Origin of the sequence: Neoasaia chiangmaiensis (assembly GCF_002005465.1) — a bacterium.
GTDB lineage: Bacteria > Pseudomonadota > Alphaproteobacteria > Acetobacterales > Acetobacteraceae > Neoasaia > Neoasaia chiangmaiensis.
Map to the genome: position 1 here is coordinate 563,086 of NZ_CP014691.1, position 15,734 is coordinate 578,819.

Sequence of the window (15,734 nt, forward strand, 5' to 3'; positions counted from 1 at the left end):
CAGCTGATGAGCCAAGAATCGCATTCGTTGCAAAACCTGCTTTCTCAGGCGTCGCATGCACTGACCTGTGCCGGCATCGACGACGCCCGTCGTGAAGCCCGCCTGTTGGCGTCGTGGTCGCTAGGGATGGACCTGTCAGGCCTGCTGACACGTACTGCCATGAACGACGACGAGCTTCGTCGCTTCGAAAAGGCGGTAACGCGACGTGTGGAGCGGGAACCGCTTGCGATGATTGTCGAGCAAACCGGATTCTGGACCCTCGATCTTCTTGTGTCACCCGCGACACTCGTGCCGCGCGGAGATACGGAAACCCTTATCGAATCTCTTTTGCGTCTTCGACCGGAGCGACAGGCACCACGACGTATTCTCGACTTCGGAACCGGAACAGGCTGTCTGTTGCTGGCGGCGCTTTCGGAATATCCGCAAGCTTTCGGCATCGGTATCGACCGGTCAAACGAAGCCGCAGCGCTTGCCAGACGCAATGCCGAACGGAACGGACTCTCTGCGCGCGCGGCGTTCGTCACGGGCGACTGGGCGCAGGCGCTGGCCGGGACGTTCGACATCATTCTCAGCAATCCGCCTTATATCGAAACGGACGATATTGCGGGCCTCATGCCCGAGGTCTCGCAATACGAGCCTAAACGAGCCTTGGATGGCGGCGCTGATGGATTGACAGCCTATCGCGCGCTCATGGCGGCTTTTCCGAAGCTGCTGGCGACCGATGGCATCGCGATCGTCGAACTCGGGCAAGGGCAGGCGGCGTCTGTATCGAAACTGGCAGTCGAGGCCGGGCTACAGATCCGAGACATCCGCCGCGATCTTGGCGGCATCGAGCGAGCACTTGCTGTCACACATGATTGATGGCCGATTGTAAAAAGCTGTTGGCATGTGTGGTTAATCTTGGTATGGCCAATGCAACGGCCTCTTCCGAGATCATGATTAGTCCCATGTATCCCCAAACGCCGTAGAAAGCTGCACGGAAAATTTCATTGGAATTTCCGCTTGGCAAAATAGGCTCGGCTGATCGCCCTGCCGACAAGATAATAAACTAGGGTCGTTCACTCCCGGCAGCGCTTCCATCGGCCAACTCTTTGATTGGCGGAATGGCACGTTGCGAACATGAAAGCGTCTCGCAGATCCATGAACATGAAACGTATGAGAAGCCGTCATCACCGTTCGGGCGGAGGCGGGGGCGGAGGAGCGCCGCGCCACAACAATGGCCAGACGCCGCTGAACCGTAACCATGTGTTCGACAGCAACGGCCCGGACCTGCGCATTCGCGGCACCGCGCAGCAGCTTTTCGAGAAATACCTTCAACTCGGACGCGATGCCACCGGCACGGGTGACCGTATTCTGGCGGAAGCCTATTTCCAGCACGCCGAACATTACTTCCGTATCCTGAACGCCATGGCCCAAGCTGCCCAGCAGAGCCAGATCGAGCGACAGGAGCGCCAGCAACAGCGTCAGCGTCATTACGCCGAGCAGCAGGAAGAACGACGCCCGCAGGATGAAGAGAGCGAAGGCGCCGAAGGTGGCGACGAGCAGCAGCCCGCCATATCGGAGGTTTCAGCCGACTGATCGGCACCGACTGGCGTATCAGAACGTCCCGGCGAAGCGTGGTGGTAGCTTCCACAGCGCATCGCCGCTGATGTGCAGGTCAATCTTGTATCGGTCATTCATCCGTGACCGACTGCTGGACAAAACGCGTGCGCGCCAGAGCGCCAGCGTGGGGTCATCGGCGGACAGGCTGATATCACGAATGTCCGGAAGGGCAGCCATGCTTCTCAGCATGCCGGACCAATCCTCATTCGTCATGCGCTGGTGCCTGCCGGCATCCTCGCTGATCCAGGGCTGGCGGCGCGTGCGCTCCAGCCTTTTCACGCCCTGCATCAAATCCGCATACCGCAGATGGAACAGGAACAGCGGCGCATCAAGCTGGGGAACTTTCGTCGTATTGTGAAAGCCAGGCGCCCAATCAACCGGCCGACGGATCAGCACGGGCTTGCACATGGAACTGGTGAAACGCAGATGCGTGCGCTGACGACTGACGGGAACAGACCAGTCGATATCCGGTTCATGCTCGGGAACATGGATGACATCCAGCCCCGTTGCCGTCACGACGGGTGCCGACCATCCGCGTGAGAAGTCGATCAGCGACGGATAAAGCGCCGGATCGGCCACCAGCAGTTCATCCACGTCGACATAGATCATCGCGTCGTACCAATGCAGCAGCGCCGCGCAATAGCAGGCTATCGCCCGGGAGCGCGTTTCATCATCCTGTGGGGATCGTGGAATGCACAGGCGGTTGACGCCGCCCAGATCGTCGGTCGAACCATCATCGGTGCCGTGATCGATGACATAGCAAGCTTTCTCACCAACCTGCGACGCATAGTGGCGACGCCAGAGCGGGAGAAATTCCGGCTCGTTGTAGACCATGGTCACGATTGCAAGCGGTGCTTTCATGAGATGCATGTCTCATGCAGTCTGGCTCGCGTCGAGAGCGAAAAACAGGCTTGATGGCACTATTGATAAGGTGAGGAAACCGGCCGGATGGTAGCGGCGGACGGATTTGAACCGCCGACCAAGGGATTATGATTCCCCTGCTCTACCGCTGAGCTACGCCGCCATCGCGGCCGGTGGGCAGGGAATTAGAGGCCAACTCCGAATGTGTCAACCACTCGAAAGCTTCTTTCTTCAAATCACATTTTCGAGGCGACGGCTCCCGCCAAGGCGTGCTTGATAAGGCCTGAGTCGATCCGACAATTCTTGAATCATCGTTTCAGAGACCACGGAAACCCAGTGTGAAACAACAGTTCCTCAGTTCGCTTTTCATTTTCCGCGCCTATTTCAACTGGCTGCCGGCGATAGTGGTTTCCGTGCTGATGCTGGCGTTGCTCGCCGGCGTCACGTTCTACTTCAGCAAGTTGCTCTCCACGATGATCCTGCGCATCCCCAGCAAGGGGAGTGGCGTCGTCATCCGCAACATCATCGTGGCCATGCGAAAGCCTGTCCGCATGATGATGGTCATCATCGTGGTCTTCTCGGCGCTGCCCGCCGCCTCCGGCTTTTCTTACGAGACGATCGACGTCCTGCGGAAGATACTGGTCTTCACGTTCATCCTCATGGTCGGATACGCTGCGATCATCGCGTTCCGTATCATGACGGAAGCCTATCTGAATCGGATCTCCACGCGGGAGCAGTCCGACGACATCATGATCCGCACGCATCAGACGCAGATCCGCGTGCTTCGACGCCTCATCGAAATCCTTGTCGGCATCGTCACGGTCGCAAGTGCGCTGATGACCTTTGAGCCTGTGCGGCAATACGGCGTTTCACTGTTCGCTTCCGCCGGGGCGGCATCACTCATCGTGGGCCTGTCGGCACGCGGACTGCTGACGAACCTGATCGCGGGCGTGCAGATCGCCATCACGCAGCCGATCCGCATGGAAGATCTCATCATCATCAACGGTGACTGGGCCTGGGTGGAGGAAATTACCTCGACATACGTCGTCCTGCGGGTATGGGACTGGCGACGGCACATCGTGCCGATTTCCTACTTCCTCGAAAACAGGTTCGAGAATTGGACGCACAATTCCGCGGCCATCATCGGCGTGGTGTTCCTGTATCTGGACTATCAGGCACCGATGGACCGCATCCGCGGTTTTCTGCAGGAGATCATCAAGACCTGTCCCCTCTGGGACGGCAAGGTGTTCGACTGTCAGGTCGCGGACTGCAATGCGCAGGTCATGACGATCCGCATTATCGCCAGCGCGCGCAACGCGCTTCAAAGCTGGGATTTACGATGCGATATCCGGGAAAAGATCATCGAGCGCATGAAGGCCGAATGCCCGGAGGCATTGCCGCGCAGCCGCTTCGCCATGGTTCCGCCGGAGCCGGGCAGTGATGCCTGGCCCACTGCCGATATGATTTCCCCACCGATCCATCGTCCGCCGCCGGGTGCCTATCTTGGGCCTGGCGATACCATGCCGCCCTCGGCCGTCGATCCGAAGGGCAGCGCGTAACACCGCAGCAGCTCAGGACCGCAAAAGGTCAGTATTGCCCATATGGGAATTGCGACGGCTGTACCCGTAATAGATCGCGGCGCCAAATAGAGCATACGTCGCGAGCAGCAGTGCAGACACCGGATTGCCACCCGCAAGAGCGTGGAACATGTCCACGAACAACGGCAGCGTCATCACCACGGCGAAAAGAATGCCCAGTGCCGGCGAGACGCCGATCCAGATGCCGCGAACGACAATACCGCCGAGTGGCACGGAAAACGGGCGCGGCATGTCCGGATGCGCATTGCGTTGCCAGATAACCGTAAAACAGACGATCCCGAATGCCGTGGCGGTGCCGATGCTCACAAGGTCGCTGATGATGTCGATTGGCAGTGTCGCCGTCGCAAGGGCGACGACGACACCAACAATAACCGTGCCTTTGACCGGCGTCTGGGTTTTCGGGTTCACATGGGAGAAAAGCGGCGAAACCAGACCGTCCCGGCTCATGGTGAAGAAAACACGGATCTGCCCATAGAGCAGTCCCATCAGTACGGAGCACAGACCGATTGTGGCGCCGATATTGACCAGAAGCGCCAGCCAGGGCTGGTGCATTGCCTGTACGGCGATCGCCAGCGGGTCGGCCACGTTGAGCTGCTGGTAGGGGACGACGCCGATCAATATGGACGCCACGCAGATATAGACCAACGTGCAGATCAGCAGGCTGCCGATAATGCCGATCGGCACGTCACGCGTGGGATTGCGCGCCTCGGATGCCGCGGTGGAAACGGCTTCGAAGCCGACATAGGCGAAGAAGATCACCGAAGCCGCTCGAAATATGCCCGGAACGCCGAAGCGGAAGCCCCCCTGCGATGGAGGGATGAACGGATGCCAATACGTCGGGTGGAGAGCGAGCAGACCGCACCCCGCGAAGACGAACAGCACGCCCACCTTGATACAGACAATGATGACATTGATCCGCGCCGATTCCTGCACGCCTTTCGCCAGCCAGGTGCTGACGACGGCAATGGCGATAACGGCAACGAGATCAAACCTTGCGCCGATCGTGACGGCCGTTCCGCCACTACCCGGAACGGTTTGTATGGTCGCCTGATGCAGGAAATCGGGGATATGCCATCCGAAGCTATCCAGCAGGCTGGTGGCATAGCCGGAAAGTCCTGAAGCCACGGCGGCACAGGAAATGCCATATTCCAGAAGAAGCAGCCAGCCGACAGTCCAGGCCGCGCCTTCGCCCATGGATACATAGGCGTAGGAATAGGCCGAACCGGAAACAGGCATGCAGGATGCAAGCTCGCCGTAGGAAAATGCCGTGAAAAGGCAGGCGAGGGCGGCGATGACAAACGAGATGATGATCGACGGCCCGGCATATTCCGCAGCGGCCGTGCCGGTCATGACGTAAATACCGGCACCGATCGTCGATCCGACCCCGAGCAGGACCAGTTGCGTCGCGGTCAGCGAACGCTTGAGGCCATGCGTCTCGAACTCCGCGACGATCTGATCCAACGGCTTGCGACGGGCAGATGATCGGATTTCGGTAAAGCTGCCGTCCTTGGAGGAATGCGCACGTCGCGAATTTGTCATGTTCTTAACATGCCGCAATGCGTGACGAATGGAAACCGAAATGAATTCGGTTTCCGGCCTACAGAATGGTCAGCGACACCAGCGAGACAACACCGGCCGCCACGCAATAGATGGCAAACGGCGACAGTGCCCAGCGATCATGGTTATGAAAATAGCGCAGCAGCAGCAGCGTGCTGATGAGCGCCGTCACGCCGGCCACGACAGCGGCGATGGCGGACTGCACGATGACGGCATGGGGCACCGCGACGTGACGCAGCTGGAAAGCCTCATGCACCGTCGCGGCCAGCACGGCTGGTTGCGCCAGTAGGAAAGAGAACCGCGCCGAGGTTTCGTGATCGAGCCCGCGCAACAGACCACCATTCATGGTCACGCCCGAACGCGAAATTCCGGGGAGGAACGCGAGGCACTGCCAGATACCGATAATGACGGCATCGCGAATCGACATGTCGGCAATCGAGCGCTGCCGCTGACGCCCCTTATGGCTGCGCAACCATTCGGTCACGATGAGCAGCGATCCGTTCAGTATCAGGAAAAACGCCACGAAAATCGGCGATCCGAATAGGGCGCGAAGAGGATGCTCCAGCGCCGCGCCAACCACGACCAGCGGTACTGTCGCGACGATGAGCAAGAGCAGGATGCGGACGGACTGCTCCTGACGAAACCGTCCGTAACGCCCCGTTGCCCCTCCAAAAATGGCGATCCAGTCCTTGGCAAAAACGAGCAGCAGGGCAATGAAAGTGCCGAAATGCAGCATTGTCAGGAAAGGAAGGAACAGCGGATCGCTCTCGTTCAATCGCCAGTGCAACAATGCCGGAACCAGAACGGCATGGCCAAGGCTGCTGACGGGAAAAAGCTCGGTAACACCCTGAATGATCGCAAGAATCAGGGCCTGAATGGGTGTCATGGCAACTCGATCGCAAAGATGTTGAAAATCATCGCATTTAGTAATGTCGTCCTGCACCAGCCACGGTGTTCCCGCAAGCCCTGCTTGACCGGCCAGAGCCGACAGGCCAAGAGCTAACGACAGTTTGCAGCAGGAGGATGGCATGGTGGCGGAAGCACGAGGTGGCGCGATCGTCAGCAGCGGGCTGGTGCTCGTCGCGGCGGTTCTGTTCACCATCTACGCCAACCAGCAACGTCAGGGAGCGGTGCGTGGAGGGGAGCCGATGCATGCACGTTTCGTCTCCGCCAATGGGCTTGCCGCTGGCGCGGACGTGACGATGGCCGGCGTTCCGGTCGGCAGCGTCCAACGGATCTTCCTTGATGCCAGGACCCAGATGGCAACGGTCGACTTCACGCTCGATCCGACTTTACGCCTGCCAACCGATTCGGTCGTCCAGATCGGCGCGCCGACACTGACCGCCGATAACGCGCTCCAGATCGCCCCCGGCCATGCGAAAACCGTTTTCCCGTCCGGCTCCACGATTCAGAATACGCGGGATCAGGTCTCCCTGGAGCAGCAGGTCAGCAACTACATTTTCGGCGGCGCACTCGGCGGCGACTGAACGCCCGCCTCAGTCGTTCAAGGGGTATGAGGCGAGGAGACGCCGCTGCTTGCGCCAATATCGGAGCATTGTCAGCGCACCGCAGGTTTTCCAGCCGCGTTTCCGATTGGCAGCGCCGATCCGGAATGTCTGTCGATAGTGATAGAATTGCGTGCGATAGGCTTCGGCAAGCGTCGTCCGGCTGTCCCAGATATGAGTCGCCTCCGATCCGACGCCATTGATCTCGATAATGGAAAAACCTCTGCCGTGCCGCAATTCGCCGATCGACGCCGCCTTCACGTCGATCCGGCCGAAATAGAAATCCGGAATGTCTTTTATCAGCGTATCCAGCCGATGCGTCAGTTCCGGCGTGGCATCCGCGCAGCCGTTGCGAAAGATCGATCCCTTGCAATGGTTGCCGGTGAACACAAGCTGCACAGGTTCGCCCGCCGCCGGGACCTCATCAAGACGGTCGGCCAGACGTGGAAGATAGATGTCCGGCAGCAAACTCGTTCTGGGGTTACGACGGACGAGCATTTCGATAGTCGATGAACCATCGCCATACAGGACAGGCACTTCCTTGTAGGTAATGGAAGTGATCCGCCCTGTAGGCTCGTCGGGGTGTCGGACGTAGAAAAGTCCAGCCTCGACCGGTGCATCGACGAGCTTCTGGATCATCAGGCGAATGTTATCCGGGAAAGATGCCAGAACCTCGTTCAGGACCTGCCTGTCACGAACGAGTTTGACGCCGGTCCCGTTGCAGCCGATGTCGGGTTTGACGACGACGGGGAAATGCAAGCCGGCCGCGTCCATGGCAGCCAATGCGATCTTCGTGTCTTCAGACCGTGCTCCGCGAGCCAGTGTCATGACCGTGTAGGGCGCGATCCATTTCTTCGCTTCCGCCCCCGCAAGATCCAGGATGCCGCCCTTGCTCTCGCCACATAGTCCGCCCGTTTCAATGCGGGGATTGGCCGCACTCGGCACGCTGAAATCACCGTAGCGAAATCCCATGGCAATCCAGTATAGCACGATGGGCGTATAGAAAATCGAACCGGGCCAGAACTCGAAAAGCGACAATGGGTTCGCCGGAGCCGGTTCGGCCATTGGCGCATCCATAGTCAGCTCTTCGAGAGCATCTTGCGTATCGATTTTCTGAAGCATCATCGAATATCAGTCACTGAATGTCTGAAGTCGGGCGACCAGACGGCCAACGAAAAACAAGGTGAAAACGAAACCCAGCATGCCGAGCCAGCGCCAACTGGAAAGATGCGCCGACATCCAGCCGCCGACATGCATGGAAATACCGAACAGGAGCGACGTCCAGACCAGCGTCGCACAGATGGCGCTCAACGCAAACCGCCCGAGCGGCGCCCTGAAATAACCGCACGCCGTATAGAGCGGCAATCGGGCGCCGGGAATGAACCGGCTAATGACGACCGTGCGCACCACATGCTTCGAAAACCAGGCATGCCCGCGATCGCGCTTGGGCAAGGTCAGCCATCGCTGCAGCGGAACCCATCGTGCGCCAAGGGCACCCATGCCGTACAAAAGCACATCGCCGGCGGCGACGCCGACGTAAAGCGAGACCAGAGCGAGTGCAGGGCTCAACTTGCCCTGATCCGCCGCCATCGCGGCAAGAATTGTCGTGGCATCCTCCAGGATGAACGTGCCGATCACGATCCCCAGCGCCTTCGCCCACCAGGCCGCCCCGACCCACGAAGAGTCCATGAAGTGCCACAGGGCATTCCAGTTGGCGTTCAAGAGCAGGGGGCCCAGGTATGCGGCACCCCGGAGAAACGAGCCGTTGAGAACGGTCCATACGTGCAAAGGTCGAACATGATGGAAGGCGGTTTGCCACGTGACGGTCAAAATACCAAACGCCCCGCCACATGCCATGTTCGACATCGTTCAATCCTCTGGTGCCGACCGATCGTAATTGCTAGCCTGAGAGGTCCATTACCCCCGGCAGGAAAGACAACGACTTGGCCAAGCCAGCCTCGAAAGTCACCAAAGGCGCCGCTGTGTCCGCAAAGACACGCTCCCCCAAACCTTCGGCAAAACCGACGGCAGCAGCGCCCAAGGCACCTGCCAGGCCTAAACGTCAGGCCACGCCGAAACCGGCGGTGGCGGCGAGCAGGAACCTGCCTGCCGAGGCATTGTATTTCGATGCATCCTGGTATCTGGAGCGGTATCCCGATGTCGCGGCGGCAGGGATATCGGCGGCCGAGCATTTCATGACTGTCGGCTACAAGGAAGGCCGCGATCCCAACGCAATCTTCAGCACATCGGCCTATCTGGCCGCCAATCCGGATATCAATGCGGAGTTCGTCAACCCGTTCCTGCATTTCGTCCTGCATGGCGCCGCCGAAGGTCGTCGTCTCAAAGTCTGAACGCCGCAGGATTTGCGGGCCGCATTTCCAACATGAAGAATTCGAAAAACATATGTTGAAACGTCGTCATCTGATCGCCTCGCTTCCCGCTATCGGGCTGATGACGGGGCGGGCACACGCAGCGCAGGACTATCGTGGTTTCCTTGAATCGGTGAGAAGCGAGGCAATCCGGAACGGCATCGCCAGCGGTGTGGTGGATCGTGCCCTTGCCCTGACACGCCAGCCTAATGCCCATGTTCTGCAACTCGACCGGCATCAGCCGGAATTCACGCTGACCTGGGCGCAATACCGGGCACGTGTCATCGGCACCACGCGCATTTCACAGGGACGTGCCGCCTTCACGGCACGCGCAGCCCAGTTGAACGGCATTGGTGCGCAATACGGTGTCGATCCGCGCGTTATTGTCGGCATCTGGGGCCTCGAATCGGGCTTCGGTCGCAAGATCGGCACGTTTTCGGTCATCGATTCGCTGGCGACGCTGGCCTTTGACGGCCGACGCGCCGCATTCTTTCGCAGCGAGCTTCTGAAATCCCTGCAAATCCTCAATGCCGGCGACATCAGCCCGGAGGGCATGCTCGGCTCCTACGCCGGCGCGATGGGTCAACCGCAATTCATGCCCAGCGCCTATCTCCGCTATGCGGCAGATGGCAACGGCGACGGACGCCGCGATATCTGGACGAACGAGCAGGATGTTTTCGCGTCGATCGCCAACTATCTCGCCCGTTGCGGGTGGCAGGCCGATCAGCCATGGGGACAGCCCGTGACCCTGACGCGCGACATTCCGCAGACGATGACGGGGCGCGGCCAGCAGAAGACATTGGGCGAATGGGCCACGCTGGGCGTCAGGCGAGCCGATGGCCGGGCATTCTCCCGGCCGACGGTCGAGGGTGCGCTCCTGCGACCGGACGGTCCGGGAACGGAGGCGTTCATCGTCTATCGTAACTTCAACGTCATCCGGCGATACAATCCATCCGACTACTACGCGCTTGGCGTGGGCCTGCTGGGATATGCCGTTGCGTAAGCTTCCTGCCTGCGGCTTTCTCTGCGTCATCGCGCTGGCATCCTGCCATCGTGCCGCACCGCCTCTGCCACCGGCACATCCGCATTACGTCATCGGTGGCGGCTGGCAGGGGGGCGGCAACTGGTTCTATCCGGCGGAATCTTTCTCGCTTCGCCAAACCGGCCTGGCGATTCTTGAAGCCAATCAGACACCGCACGTGACGGCAGACGGTGAAGTCTGGTCGGCAAATTCGATGACCGGAGCGCACCAGACGTTACAGTTACCGGCCATCGTATCGGTACGAAATCTGGCCAACGGGCGAACCGTTCGGATTCGTCTCAACGAACGCGGCCCGGACAATGCTGGGCGAATTCTCGCCGTCACGCCGCAAGTCGCGGCGGTTCTGGGCATCGGCCACGATCCGGCGCCCATCGAACTGACGGTCGACGAGGAGGCAAGCCGGGCGATCGCACAGGCCAGCCCGGACGCACCCAGGCTCGATGTCTCTGCCGCGCCGCGGGGCGATGTCGTAGCGCAGTCGCTGGATGGCGGCATTGCGCAGACCGTTGGCGAACATCAGACCGGCGTCGTATCAACGCCAGGCGGACTGAGACTGTCGGAGCTGCCAGTGCGTTACACGCAAGGTTACGCGATGCCTGTCGCCTACAACGTGACGCTGGGCGACTTCTCCGGCCACGGCGCCGCTGATGGCGTTGCACGTCGGTGCGGTGGAGACGTGCGCCGGATATCGGGGAATGATCCCGGACTGAACTGGCAGGCACGGCTTGGTCCTTATCAAACAATCGCTCAGGCAGATCAGGCCTTGGCGCAAGCGCGCAGCTGTGGCATCGCCGGGGCGCGGATCGTGGTCGAATAGGTGACACTCGTGCGGACAAGACGGTTTCTTCTCAGCAGCGCGGCAGGGTTTGCCGCTTGTTCCAGCATTGCGGCGGCGCGCCCGCATCGCGGCCATCGGGCAGCGACGAAAACTGCCGGGGACAGCGATGCCACGCCACCGGCAGATGCAGGCGGCGCGCCAGCGAATACACCCATCGGCCCCCTCGACACCGTTGCGCGTTGGGCCTGCATCACGGACTTCAATACCGGCGCGGTCCTGCTCGAAAAGGCAGCAGACGAACGCATGCCGCCATCGTCGCTGACGAAAATGATGACGGCCTATATCGTCTTCGGCATGCTGAAGACCGGACGTCTCAGCCTGGAGCAGAGTCTGCCCGTCAGTGAAAAGGCGTGGCGCATGCAGGGATCGAAGATGTTCGTGCCACTCGGCTCCAGCATTTCGGTTTCCGACCTGATCCAGGGCATGCTGATCCAGTCCGGCAACGATGCCTGCATCGTTCTTGCAGAAGGGATTGCCGGATCGGAAGAGCAGTTCGTCAATGTCATGAACCAGGAAGCCCCGAAGATCGGGCTGACGAATTCGCATTTCATGAACTGCACGGGCTGGCCGGCCGATGGTCATTACATGACGGCCCGGGACGTCGCGATGCTGGCGACGCATCTTATCCGCGATTATCCGCAGTACTATCACTTCTTTTCGGCGACGGATTATACCTTCAACAAGATCCATCAGGGGAACCGCAATGTGCTGGTCGACAAAGGGCTGGCCGACGGCCTGAAGACGGGACACACCGATGCGGGCGGCTTCGGTTTGTGTGCGAGTTCCGAACGCGGTGGCAATCGAATCGTCATGGCGATCAACGGAACCGCGTCCAGCAACGAACGGGCTCATGAAGGCGAACGTCTTTTGTCCTGGGCCTTCGCGAATTTCGAGAATGTCACGCTCTTCCGGAAAGGTCAGGTCGTTGATCGCGTGCCCGTCTGGATGGGCGATACACCGGACGTCGCCCTGATCTCCACGCGTGATGTGGTCATGACGATGCCGCACGGCTGGCAGCAGCACAGCCATCTTGGCGTGGACTATCAAAGCCCCGCGATAGCGCCCGTCGCCGCCGGGCAGGTTCTGGGGCAGCTCGTCATGAGCAATCCCGGGATGGCCGATGTGCGGCTCGATCTCGTTGCCGAACGCAGCGTCGGAAAGCTCGGCCTGATCGGGCGCGCCATGACCAGACTCGGACATCCGCCGACGAGCCACGGCTAGTATTCGGATGCGGCCAGGTTTTTTCGTTACACTGGAAGGCGGGGAGGGCGCAGGCAAGTCGACACAGGCAAGGCGACTGGCCGAACGGCTGCGTGGCGCGGGCCGTGATGTCGTGCTGACGCGCGAGCCGGGTGGAACGCCTGGGGCCGAGGCGCTGCGTGAACTGCTCCTGTTCGGCACAGCGCCTCTGTCATGGCGCGCGCAGGCGCTTGGGCACATGGCGGCGCGCGCGGAGCATCTCGACCGACTGATCCTGCCGGCCCTGAATGCTGGAAAGGTCGTCGTTTGCGATCGGTTCCACGATTCGACGGTCGTCTATCAAGGATATGGCGTGGGGAGAGCCGACCCGACAGTCCTGGAATTCATCAAGCAATTGCGCGCGACGATGTCGAACGAGCCGGACATGACCCTGCTTCTCGATGTCCCGGCGGATATCGGACGGGCGCGCATACAGGCGCGAGGCGGTGCGATCGACCGCTACGAAGCGGAGGACATGGCGTTTCACATCCGCATTACCGAAGGCTTTCGCGATCTTGCGCGTCGTCACCCCGATCGCATCACGCCAATTGATGCCGGTTGTGCGCCTGAGATGGTCGAGGACGCTATTTTCGATACCGTCACCCGGCGGATGCACGCAAAAACCGCCATATGAACGCGCCAGCGCCGCATTCGCCGCGCGAGACGTTCGCGTTGCATGGCCATGACGCCGCAATGGCTGCGTTTCAGGACAGCCGACGCAGCGGGCGTCTGCATCACGCGTGGCTCCTGCACGGTCCCATGGGGATCGGCAAGGCGACACTGGCTTTTCATTTCGCGCGCATCCTGCTGAATGGCGTCGATCCCCAAAGCCCGGCAGGGCGCCGGATCACAGCGGGCACCCATGCCGATCTCATGGTGATCGGTCGGGGCATGGACGAACGGAAGGGGCGCCTTCGTTCGGAAATCGTCGCAGACGAGGTCCGTCCCATACAGTCCTTCCTGCGTCGGACGGCTGCGGAAGGAGGATGGCGCGTCGTCATCATCGATGGCGCGGAATTCATGAACCGCCATGCGGCGAATGCGCTGCTCAAACTCCTGGAGGAGCCACCGCCGCAAGCCGCCTTGTTTCTTGTCAGTGCGGCCCCGGGCGCTTTATTGCCGACACTCCGGAGTCGATGCCGCGCCCTGACCTGCCTGCCGCTTTCGAATGACGACATGCGACAGGTGCTCCACGAGCAGGGCTATGCCACACAGGATGTGGACCGACTTATCGAAGCGGCGCACGGTTCGCCCGGTCGCGCCGCATTCCTCGGTCATGACCGCGATGGTCGGGTCGCCGGTATTGTCGGGAAATGGCTCGATGGCGGCGCATCCGGCGCATCCCCGGGCGATGCGGAAAGCATTGTCCGGCAAGACGAAGGTTTTGCGCTGCTCTGTGATTTGCTAGGGGATGGGCTCAGTCAACGCGCCCGTCGGCTGGCGGAAACGAATTCACTTGCGGATGCCGCGCGAGTGGCCGCCGCGCATGGCGCGCTGGCGGCATTGCGCCGGGAGACCGAGCGCTTCAACTTGGACAAGGGCCAGGCCGTGCTTCAGGCCGCCACCATCGTGAGTGATTTATGACCGCGCGCTTTTATGTAACGACCCCCATCTATTACGTTAACGGCGCACCGCATATCGGTCATGCCTATACGTCCGTAGCAGCGGACGTGCTGGCCCGCTTCCATCGGCTGGATGGGAAAGACGTGCTGTTCCTTACGGGAACGGACGAACATGGCCAGAAAGTGGAGCAGGCCGCCCAGGTCGCCGGTGTGGAGACGCAGGCTTTCACTGACAGGATTTCCGCCGATTTCCGCACCATGGCGGATGCCATGGATATCTCCTACGACGACTACATCCGCACCACCGAGCCGCGCCACAAGGCCGCCGCGCAGGCCTTGTGGCAGAAGGTGGCCGATAACGGTCATATCTATCTCGGCGCTTACGAAGGCTGGTATGCCCTGCGCGACGAGTGCTTCTATAGCGAAGACGAACTGACGACGCGGCCGGACGGCACCAGGGTCGCACCGACCGGGGCACCGGTCGAATGGCTGCGCGAGCCGTCCTATTTCTTCCGGCTGTCGGCCTTTCAGGACCGGCTCCTTGAATTCTACGAGCAGCATCCCGCATTCATCGGGCCCGAATCCCGGCGACGCGAGATCGTCAGTTTCGTGAAGCAGGGGTTGCGCGACCTCTCCGTCAGTCGCACCAGCTTCAAATGGGGCATTCCCGTCCCGAACGACCCGGATCATGTCATGTATGTCTGGTTCGATGCCCTGGCCAACTATCTCTCAGCGCTCGGTTATCCCGATATCGACGCGCCCAGAATGGCGTTCTGGCCTGCCAATGTGCATGTTGTCGGCAAGGACATCATCCGCTTCCATGCGGTTTACTGGCCGGCTTTCCTGATGGCCGCCGGCCTCGAGCTTCCCCGTACGGTGTTCTCGAACGGCTGGTGGACCATCGAAGGCGAGAAGATGAGCAAGTCGCTCGGCAACGTCGTGGACCCGCGGGATCTCGTGGCGGAGTTCGGTCTCGACCCCGTCCGCTATTTCCTGCTGCGTGAGGTGCCGTTCGGTGGCGACTCCGACCTGAACCGCCGCTCGCTCATCACACGCCTGAATGTGGAACTTGCCAACGATCTCGGCAATCTGGCCCAGCGCACCCTGTCCCAGATCGCCCGAAACTGCGGCGGTGTCCTGCCCGAAGCGGCGGTCCGGACCGAGGACGATCAGTCTCTTCTCGCGCAGGCATCCCTGTTGCCCGCGCTGCTTCGCGGGCAAATGGAACGCTTTGCCCTGACGGATGCGCTGGAAGAGGTATGGAAGGTCGTGCGCGCGTGCAACGCTTATATCGACCGTCAGGCGCCCTGGACGTTGCGTAAAACCGATCCCGACCGCATGGCGGCCGTCCTGCGGGTGCTGCACGATGCCATGCGTGTGATCGCCACTGTTCTCCAGCCCTACATGCCGGGTGCCATGGACAAGTTTCTCACCCAGCTTGGGATCGAGGCCGGGGAACGTCATTTCGCCGCACTCGAGACCCCGGTTCCCGCCGGTCGCACATTGCCGGCGCCGCAGGGGATCTTCCCGCGTTACGTCGAGCCGGAAAGTGCCGCCTGAC

General features: G+C 60.8%; 16 protein-coding genes and 1 tRNA gene. 11 read left to right on the plus strand and 6 right to left on the minus strand.

The features are described 5' to 3' along the window. The first annotated feature begins 6 nt into the window (after positions 1-6). The gene (prmC, locus tag A0U93_RS02770; protein ID WP_077806001.1) at positions 7-861 is read left to right on the plus strand and encodes a peptide chain release factor N(5)-glutamine methyltransferase; all 855 of its coding nucleotides are present in this window, start codon (positions 7-9) and stop codon (positions 859-861) included. 285 nt (positions 862-1,146) lie between these two features. Then, on the plus strand, positions 1,147-1,578 hold the full coding sequence (locus A0U93_RS02775; RefSeq protein WP_245825048.1) for a DUF4167 domain-containing protein: 432 nt from the start codon (positions 1,147-1,149) through the stop codon (positions 1,576-1,578). A gap of 18 nt (positions 1,579-1,596) precedes the next feature. Here A0U93_RS02775 and A0U93_RS02780 read toward each other — a convergent pair whose 3' ends face one another. Together A0U93_RS02780 and A0U93_RS02785 are read right to left on the minus strand one after the other, a co-directional pair. After that, positions 1,597-2,472: a glycosyltransferase family 2 protein gene (locus A0U93_RS02780; RefSeq protein WP_077806003.1), complete on the minus strand. Its 876-nt coding sequence runs from the start codon at positions 2,470-2,472 to the stop codon at positions 1,597-1,599. A gap of 79 nt (positions 2,473-2,551) precedes the next feature. Continuing rightward, positions 2,552-2,626 (minus strand) — tRNA-Met (locus A0U93_RS02785). A gap of 175 nt (positions 2,627-2,801) precedes the next feature. On the opposite strand from A0U93_RS02785, the gene A0U93_RS02790 reads away from it, so the two are divergent. Then, positions 2,802-4,022 carry a mechanosensitive ion channel family protein gene (locus A0U93_RS02790; RefSeq protein WP_077806004.1) on the plus strand — a complete coding sequence of 407 codons (1,221 nt, stop codon included), beginning with the start codon at positions 2,802-2,804 and terminating at the stop codon, positions 4,020-4,022. A 12-nt stretch (positions 4,023-4,034) separates the two neighbouring features. On the opposite strand, the gene A0U93_RS02795 is transcribed toward A0U93_RS02790, so the two are convergent. Next, positions 4,035-5,600 carry an APC family permease gene (locus tag A0U93_RS02795; RefSeq protein WP_077808279.1) on the minus strand — a complete coding sequence of 522 codons (1,566 nt, stop codon included), beginning with the start codon at positions 5,598-5,600 and terminating at the stop codon, positions 4,035-4,037. A gap of 58 nt (positions 5,601-5,658) precedes the next feature. Next, positions 5,659-6,504 carry an undecaprenyl-diphosphate phosphatase gene (locus A0U93_RS02800; protein WP_077806005.1) on the minus strand — a complete coding sequence of 282 codons (846 nt, stop codon included), beginning with the start codon at positions 6,502-6,504 and terminating at the stop codon, positions 5,659-5,661. Between the two features lie 124 nt (positions 6,505-6,628). Here A0U93_RS02800 and A0U93_RS02805 point away from each other — a divergent pair, with 124 nt between their 5' ends. Further along, positions 6,629-7,105, plus strand: a complete 477-nt coding sequence (locus tag A0U93_RS02805) for an MlaD family protein (RefSeq protein WP_307725016.1) — start codon at positions 6,629-6,631, stop codon at positions 7,103-7,105. Between the two features lie 9 nt (positions 7,106-7,114). Here A0U93_RS02805 and A0U93_RS02810 read toward each other — a convergent pair whose 3' ends face one another. Together A0U93_RS02810 and A0U93_RS02815 are read right to left on the minus strand one after the other, a co-directional pair. Further along, positions 7,115-8,200: an ATP-grasp domain-containing protein gene (locus tag A0U93_RS02810; RefSeq protein WP_408887686.1), complete on the minus strand. Its 1,086-nt coding sequence runs from the start codon at positions 8,198-8,200 to the stop codon at positions 7,115-7,117. Between the two features lie 54 nt (positions 8,201-8,254). After that, a complete protein-coding gene (locus tag A0U93_RS02815) occupies positions 8,255-8,812 on the minus strand; it encodes a DedA family protein (RefSeq protein WP_077808282.1) in 558 nt (185 codons plus the stop codon). 254 nt (positions 8,813-9,066) lie between these two features. Between A0U93_RS02815 and A0U93_RS16730 the strand changes: the two genes are divergently transcribed. The 7 genes from A0U93_RS16730 to metG are packed head-to-tail and all read left to right on the plus strand — an operon-like array spanning position 9,067 to position 15,733. Continuing rightward, a complete protein-coding gene (locus A0U93_RS16730) occupies positions 9,067-9,474 on the plus strand; it encodes a hypothetical protein (RefSeq protein ID WP_245825050.1) in 408 nt (135 codons plus the stop codon). A gap of 52 nt (positions 9,475-9,526) precedes the next feature. Continuing rightward, positions 9,527-10,495, plus strand: coding sequence for a lytic murein transglycosylase (locus tag A0U93_RS02825; RefSeq protein ID WP_077806006.1), 969 nt, complete (start codon positions 9,527-9,529; stop codon positions 10,493-10,495). After that, positions 10,482-11,351 (plus strand): septal ring lytic transglycosylase RlpA family protein, encoded by an 870-nt coding sequence (locus A0U93_RS02830; protein ID WP_077806007.1) that lies wholly within the window; start codon positions 10,482-10,484, stop codon positions 11,349-11,351. Before A0U93_RS02825 ends, A0U93_RS02830 begins: the two co-directional genes overlap by 14 nt. 9 nt (positions 11,352-11,360) lie before the next feature. Further along, positions 11,361-12,593: a D-alanyl-D-alanine carboxypeptidase family protein gene (locus A0U93_RS02835; RefSeq protein ID WP_371862847.1), complete on the plus strand. Its 1,233-nt coding sequence runs from the start codon at positions 11,361-11,363 to the stop codon at positions 12,591-12,593. Positions 12,594-12,600: 7 nt separating this feature from the next. After that, on the plus strand, positions 12,601-13,245 hold the full coding sequence (tmk, locus tag A0U93_RS02840; RefSeq protein ID WP_077806009.1) for a dTMP kinase: 645 nt from the start codon (positions 12,601-12,603) through the stop codon (positions 13,243-13,245). After that, positions 13,242-14,195, plus strand: a complete 954-nt coding sequence (locus A0U93_RS02845) for a DNA polymerase III subunit delta' (protein WP_077806010.1) — start codon at positions 13,242-13,244, stop codon at positions 14,193-14,195. Before tmk ends, A0U93_RS02845 begins: the two co-directional genes overlap by 4 nt. Further along, on the plus strand, positions 14,192-15,733 hold the full coding sequence (metG, locus tag A0U93_RS02850; protein WP_077806011.1) for a methionine--tRNA ligase: 1,542 nt from the start codon (positions 14,192-14,194) through the stop codon (positions 15,731-15,733). Before A0U93_RS02845 ends, metG begins: the two co-directional genes overlap by 4 nt. Position 15,734: the final 1 nt, after the last annotated feature.

Coding starts and splice junctions, on each gene's coding strand:
- prmC (WP_077806001.1), top strand. CDS start 7: ATGAGCCAAGAATCGCATTCGTTGCAAAACCTGCTTTCTCAGGCGTCG.
- A0U93_RS02775 (WP_245825048.1), top strand. CDS start 1,147: ATGAAACGTATGAGAAGCCGTCATCACCGTTCGGGCGGAGGCGGGGGC.
- A0U93_RS02780 (WP_077806003.1), bottom strand. CDS start 2,472: ATGCATCTCATGAAAGCACCGCTTGCAATCGTGACCATGGTCTACAAC.
- A0U93_RS02795 (WP_077808279.1), bottom strand. CDS start 5,600: ATGACAAATTCGCGACGTGCGCATTCCTCCAAGGACGGCAGCTTTACC.
- A0U93_RS02800 (WP_077806005.1), bottom strand. CDS start 6,504: ATGACACCCATTCAGGCCCTGATTCTTGCGATCATTCAGGGTGTTACC.
- A0U93_RS02810 (WP_408887686.1), bottom strand. CDS start 8,200: ATGGATGCGCCAATGGCCGAACCGGCTCCGGCGAACCCATTGTCGCTT.
- A0U93_RS02815 (WP_077808282.1), bottom strand. CDS start 8,812: ATGGACTCTTCGTGGGTCGGGGCGGCCTGGTGGGCGAAGGCGCTGGGG.
- A0U93_RS02825 (WP_077806006.1), top strand. CDS start 9,527: ATGTTGAAACGTCGTCATCTGATCGCCTCGCTTCCCGCTATCGGGCTG.
- A0U93_RS02830 (WP_077806007.1), top strand. CDS start 10,482: ATGCCGTTGCGTAAGCTTCCTGCCTGCGGCTTTCTCTGCGTCATCGCG.
- tmk (WP_077806009.1), top strand. CDS start 12,601: ATGCGGCCAGGTTTTTTCGTTACACTGGAAGGCGGGGAGGGCGCAGGC.
- A0U93_RS02845 (WP_077806010.1), top strand. CDS start 13,242: ATGAACGCGCCAGCGCCGCATTCGCCGCGCGAGACGTTCGCGTTGCAT.
- metG (WP_077806011.1), top strand. CDS start 14,192: ATGACCGCGCGCTTTTATGTAACGACCCCCATCTATTACGTTAACGGC.